The sequence below is a fragment of the Streptomyces sp. NPDC096046 genome (assembly GCF_040303285.1).
Taxonomy (GTDB): domain Bacteria; phylum Actinomycetota; class Actinomycetes; order Streptomycetales; family Streptomycetaceae; genus Streptomyces.
Genome location: NZ_JBEOSZ010000009.1, coordinates 217,243 through 223,242 on the forward strand (window position 1 = coordinate 217,243; position 6,000 = coordinate 223,242).

The following is a 6,000-nucleotide window of genomic DNA, read 5'->3' on the forward strand; positions in this document are numbered from 1 at the left end:
TCCCGGGCGCAACGCGGCCGTTGCGCTGTCCGTCACCGGTCCCCGGAAGGACGGCCGTCCGGCTCGGACTCTTCACATGAACGGCCCGGCCGGGCCGGTGCTGCCCCGGGGCGCCGACGACGGGTGTGCGGTGTCACCCGGCCGGACGGCTGTCGCGGTGGGTGCCGGCTCAGGGGGAGACGGGCGTCTCACCGGCGCGGGCGGGCTGCGGGGGCACGGGGGCGCGGGCCGTGCCGGGGACCGTCGCCTTCCACAGGGCCCGGGCCGCGATCAGCGAGGCGGCCACCAGCAGACCGTTGCGCAGGAACAGCAGGGTCAGGCCGAGGCCGTCGCCGGCCACCACGCTGCCGAAGTAGAACGGGAACTCCAGCACCGTCACGAAGCTCGCCACCAGCACCAGGAGGACCGGCAGCCGCATCCGGCTCCCCGGGTGGTACAGGCACACCGCCGCCAGCCCGACCAGCCACACCATGTACTGCGGGCTGATCACCCGGCTGGTGGTGGTGAACATCAGCACCGCCACGAAGGCCGCGTCGGCGAGGGTGTGCTCCTCGAAGCGCCGGGCCAGCAGCCGCCACAGCACCAGCCAGCCGAAGGCCGCCCCGGTCAGGAACAGCGCGCCCGTGCTCACCTCGCTCACATACGGCCCGAGGAACTCGATGGAGCCGTAGTTCAGCTTCACCTCGCCCTGCCAGCCGAAGTGCCGGGCGACATGGAAGACCAGCGCGCCCAGCGACTCCACCTCGGTGCCCCGGTCTCGCTGGAACGTCAGGAACGCGAACGCACCCGGCATGGCCAGGGCGAACACACCCATCACCGCGATGCCCGTCACCAGGGCCGACCCCCAGGCGCTGCGGCGGCGGGCGGCCAGCAGCAGCATCGCGGGCCAGACCTTCAGCAGGGCACCGAAGGCGGCCAGGGCCCCCATCGCCCGCGGGTGCCGGGCGCCCGCGAGCAGCGCGGCCATCGCCACCGCCGTGACCATCACGTCGTAGCGGGCGTACACCGTCGGCCCGAGCAGCGGCACGCCGATCACCCACACCCACGCGCCGCGCAGCGAGCGGCCCGGGCGGCGTCCGGCCCAGGTCATCAGGGCCAGTACGGCCGCGTCGGTGACGCAGACCAGCACGAAGAAGGCGGTCGCGTAGTCCAGGAAGGGCAGCAGGCCGGGGGAGAGGATCGCCAGCGCGGCGGCGGGCGGGTACTGCCAGGTGACGTCGTGCAGCGGGAACGTTCCGCTGCTCAGGACGCCGTACCAGCCCTGGTAGATCACATGCACGTCGCTGGTCACGTCCGGGCCGGGGAAGACGTACACCTTCAGGACGAACAGCAGCAGCAACAGCCTCGTGAGACACCAGACCACCGGCAGCCATGCCAGGGATCGCCTCAAGCGCGTCGTCTTCACGTGATCCCGCCCGTTCGCCCGCCGTGTCGAGGGGGCCGTGATGGGCCCGCCGTCTGTGAGCGTGCCATATGTGCCGCGGCGCGAAGCCGTGAGGGGCGGTTCGGTAGGGTCGGCGGCGTGCGCAAGACCCTGATCGTGACGAACGACTTCCCGCCCCGGCCCGGTGGCATCCAGGCGTTCCTGCACAACATGGCGCTGCGGCTGGACCCGCAGCGGCTGGTCGTCTACGCCTCGACCTGGAAGCGGAGCGGGGAGGGCGTCGAGGCGACCCGCGCCTTCGACGCCGAGCAGCCCTTCACCGTCGTACGGGACCGCACGACCATGCTGCTGCCGACGCCGGGTGCCACCCGCCGGGCCGTCGGGCTGCTGCGGGAGCACGGCTGCACCTCGGTGTGGTTCGGGGCTGCGGCTCCGCTCGGTCTGATGGCCCCGGCGCTGCGGGGCGCGGGCGCCGAGCGCCTGGTCGCCACCACGCACGGCCACGAGGCGGGCTGGGCCCAGCTGCCCGCCGCCCGGCGGCTGCTGCGACGGATCGGCGACGCCACCGACACGATCACCTACCTCGGCGAGTACACGCGCTCGCGCATCGCCCCGGCCCTGAGGCCCGAGGCCGCCGCGCGCATGGCGTGGCTGCCGCCCGGTGTCGACGAGAAGACCTTCCACCCCGCGTCGGGCGGTGACGAGGTGCGGGCCCGGCTGGGGCTGACGGACCGGCCGGTGGTGGTCTGCGTCTCCCGGCTGGTGCGGCGCAAGGGGCAGGACACCCTGATCCGGGCCATGCCCCGCATTCTCGCCGCCGAGCCCGACGCCGTCCTGCTGATCGTCGGTGGCGGTCCCTACGAGAGCGACCTGCGGCGGCTCGCGCGCGAGACCGGGGTCTTTCCGGCCGTGCGCTTCACCGGCGCCGTGCCCTGGTCCGAGCTGCCCGCCCACTACGGCGCCGGCGACGTCTTCGCGATGCCCTGCCGCACGCGGCGCGGCGGCCTCGACGTCGAAGGCCTCGGCATCGTCTACCTGGAGGCGTCCGCGACGGGCCTCCCGGTCGTCGCCGGCGACTCGGGCGGCGCGCCGGACGCGGTCCTCGACGGCGAGACCGGCTGGGTGGTGAGAGGCGGCTCTCCGGAGGAGGCCGCCGACCGCATCACCGCCCTCCTCGGCGACGCCGGGCTGCGCCGCAGGATGGGCGAGCGGGGCAGGGAGTGGGTCGAGGAGAAGTGGCGCTGGGACCTGCTGGCGGAGCGCCTCAAAGACTTGCTGTAGTGCGGTCGGCCCAAAGGGGCGCGGGGAACTGCGCGACAAGCCACGGACAACCCGCACCCGCCCACAAGAATCAGCCCGCCCCCCACTAGGCGGAACCCGAAAATCCGCCGATGCTGCGCCCATGACATCAAACCTGACGCATCGTCATCTGACAAGACGTCACATCCTCGGCATGGCCGCCCTGCAGACCGCAGCAACCCTCGGCTTCACCCGCATAGGCATCCAGAGCGCCCGAGCCGCCCAGCCCGACGCGGTCGACGCCGCCCCCGCCATCGTCGTCGGCTCCGGCTACGGCGGCGCCGTCGCCGCCCTGCGCCTCGCCCAGGCCGGCGTCCGCACTCTCGTCCTGGAGATGGGCCGCCTCTGGAACACCCCCGGCCCCGACGGCAAGGTCTTCTGCACCACCAGCGCGCCCGACAGCCGCTCCATGTGGTTCCGCACCCGCACCGAGGCCCCCCTCGGCTCCTTCCTCTGGCTGGACGTCGTCAACCGGGACATCGGCCGCTACCCGGGCGTCCTGGACCGCGTGCACTTCGACCACATGTCGGTCTACGTCGGCCGCGGCGTCGGCGGCGGCTCCCTGGTCAACGGCAGCATGGCGGTCACCCCGCCCCGGTCGTACTTCGCCGAGCAGTTCCCCACCGTCGACGCCGACGAGATGTACGGCACGTACTTCCCGCGCGCCCGGGCCGCCCTCGGCGTGAACACCGTCGACCCCGCCTGGTTCGAGTCGACGGAGTGGTACCGCTTCACCCGTGTCTCCCGCAGGCACGCCGAGAAGACCGGTCTGCGGACCACCTTCGTGCCGAGCGTCTACGACTTCGGCCACATGCGGCGCGAGGCGGCCGGCACCGCCCCGAAGTCGGCGCTCGGCGGCGAGGTCATCTACGGCAACAACCACGGCAAGCGCAGCCTCGACAAGACCTACCTCGCCGCCGCGCTCGGCACCGGCAACGTCACCCTCCACACCCTGGAGAAGGTGCGCGCCGTCAGCCGCGCGCCGGACGGGACCTGGGTCCTGACCGCCGACCGGATCGACGAGACCGGCCGCGTCGTCGAGACCAAGGAGTACGGCTGCACGTACCTCTTCCTCGGCGGCGGCAGCCTCGGCACCACCGAACTGCTGCTGCACGCCCGGGAGACGGGCGCCCTGCCCGCGCTCGACGCCAGTGTCGGGGCCGGCTGGGGCACCAACGGCAACGTGATGCTGGGCCGGGCCAACCACCTGTGGGACACGGTCGGCGCGAACCAGTCGACCATGCCGGTCATGGGCATCGACGACTGGGCCAACACCGCCAACCCGGTGTTCGCGGAGATCGCCCCGCTGCCGACGGGCCTGGAGCACTGGGTGAGCCTCTACCTGGCGATCACCAGGAACCCGGAGCGGGCGTCCTTCTCCTACGACACCGGCTCGAACCGGCTGCGGCTCGGCTGGACGGCCGCCCACAGCGCGGTCTCCGTCGCCATGGCCAAGAAGCTGTTCGACCGGATCAACGCGGCCAACGCGACGATCTACCGGTACGACCTGTTCGGTTCCAGGAGCAAGGTCTTCGCCGACGACTTCACCTACCACCCGCTGGGCGGCTGCGTGCTGGGCCGGGCGACGGACGACTACGGGCGGGTCAAGGGCTACCCCAGGCTCTACGTCACCGACGGCTCACTCGTGCCCGGGTCGCTCGGGGTGAACCCCTTCGTGACCATCACCGCGCTCGCCGAACGCACGATGGCGCGGGTCCTGGCGGAGGACGTTGTGCTCTGACCGTGGAACGGTCATGACCGCACCAGGGCAGCAGCGAGCGGTGAGGAGCGGGGTGTTGAGCGGCAGAGGGGGGCCGCGCCCTTATGGCTCGGCTTCGTGGCGACCCTGTCGGCCCGCGCGATGGCCGTGGGCGCAGACGTGCGTCCGGCCACAGCTGATCGATCGCAGCCAGGCACTCCCGGTCACCGGCGCGCCGTCTCCCGCCGTCGTGAGGACCCGGAGGCCGTGCGCTCACGAGGCGAAGAAGGGCCGGGACGAGGGCGCGTAGGCGAGGACGACGGCGGTGGCAGTCAGCAGCAGGGGCAGAGCCCCGAGTGCGCTCTCCCACCCGACGCCGTTCATGCTGAACTCGGAGAGGGTGAACAGCAGGCCGGCGATACCGACGGCGAGAAGAACGGCACGGGCCCACCTTCTGCCCGCGCGTATCTTCACCGCACCGATCGTCCAGAGGGCGGTCACCACCAGCAGCAGGCCGGCAGACAGGGAAAGCTGCGCCAGGGCGCCACCCGTCCCCCTCTCGGCACGCAGCTCGGCCAGCCCGGTGGGGGAGACGACGAACGCGCCCAGGACCCAGGTGACCACTTCTGTGACGACCGCGGTCATCAACAGGGCGTACGCCGCCTCTGTCGCTCTCGGACGTGCCCTGCCGACACGGGACCCGCTTGCCATCAGTTTTCTTCCCTGCCCTTGAAGGGTCTCGCTCGTGCCCGGTACGGCACGCCCTTCTGCCCGGCGGATGCCGCGGACCGCAGCACCCGCGTCCATTCTCTGCTGGGAGGACGACGGAGCGGACCGACGGGTTGTCTCCCGCCTCAAAACCCGTTGCGCCCGGTCACGCCGCCGCCTCACCATGCCTGCATGGCTGCGGGTGAAGCTTGGAACGAAGGCCCAGGGCGATGGCGGGTTCGCGCTTACGAGCAGACGGACTGGCAGGCGATCTCCCGAGTCCACGACGCCGCACGCATGGACGAACTGCGTGGCTCGGTCGGCGTGGAGGCGTTTCTGTCCCTGGCCGACACCTACGCCACCGAGGGGCTGTTCGACGGCCAGGTGTGGGTGGCGGAGGGGACCCCCGGCACCTCTCCCGAGGCTGTCGTGGGTTTCGTCGCCTTGGCGGACGACGAGGTCACCTGGCTCTACGTGGATCCGTCGTGCTACGGCCGAGGGGTGGGTACCGTGCTGCTGCGACACGCCATCGCCTACGGCGGCCCTCGGGTGGAGACCACGGTCCTGGCGGGCAACGAGCGGGCTCTGGGGCTGTACCTGAGTGAGGGGTTCGTCATCGTGGAGACCAAGACCGGACGCCTGGCGGGCAACGAAGCCTATGCGGCCACCGGCCATATCATGGAGAGGCGAGCTTCACAGGCAGGCAACGCACCCGGCCAGCCCGTCCCCTGAGGCATCGCCTCTCCTGGCGTGATCGCTCGTTGAGTGGTGCACGACGGGTCCGGACGGGATCCCCGGGGCCGCCGAGGCCGGTGCGCACAGATCGCGGGCGCACTCCGCAAGGCGGGCACGGAGAGCACCCAGTTCGTGGGCTCGACGTACCAGAACCCGTTCCTGGGAGCCTGGCTGC

The 6,000-nt window shown here is 72.0% G+C and carries 5 protein-coding genes; 3 read left to right on the forward strand and 2 right to left on the reverse strand.

All coding sequences use genetic code 11. The annotated features are described in order from the left end of the window. Positions 1-169: 169 nt before the first annotated feature. Positions 170-1,405 (reverse strand): glycosyltransferase 87 family protein, encoded by a 1,236-nt coding sequence (locus ABTX62_RS11460; RefSeq protein WP_352115944.1) that lies wholly within the window; start codon positions 1,403-1,405, stop codon positions 170-172. A gap of 117 nt (positions 1,406-1,522) precedes the next feature. Here ABTX62_RS11460 and ABTX62_RS11465 point away from each other — a divergent pair, with 117 nt between their 5' ends. After that, a complete protein-coding gene (locus ABTX62_RS11465) occupies positions 1,523-2,665 on the forward strand; it encodes a glycosyltransferase family 4 protein (RefSeq protein ID WP_352115945.1) in 1,143 nt (380 codons plus the stop codon). A gap of 121 nt (positions 2,666-2,786) precedes the next feature. After that, positions 2,787-4,424, forward strand: coding sequence for a GMC oxidoreductase (locus ABTX62_RS11470; RefSeq protein WP_502997938.1), 1,638 nt, complete (start codon positions 2,787-2,789; stop codon positions 4,422-4,424). Between the two features lie 231 nt (positions 4,425-4,655). Here ABTX62_RS11470 and ABTX62_RS11475 read toward each other — a convergent pair whose 3' ends face one another. Continuing rightward, complete coding sequence (locus ABTX62_RS11475) at positions 4,656-5,027, reverse strand: hypothetical protein (protein WP_352115947.1); 372 nt, start codon at positions 5,025-5,027, stop codon at positions 4,656-4,658. A 360-nt stretch (positions 5,028-5,387) separates the two neighbouring features. Between ABTX62_RS11475 and ABTX62_RS11480 the strand changes: the two genes are divergently transcribed. Then, positions 5,388-5,822 carry a GNAT family N-acetyltransferase gene (locus tag ABTX62_RS11480; RefSeq protein WP_352115948.1) on the forward strand — a complete coding sequence of 145 codons (435 nt, stop codon included), beginning with the start codon at positions 5,388-5,390 and terminating at the stop codon, positions 5,820-5,822. Positions 5,823-6,000: the final 178 nt, after the last annotated feature.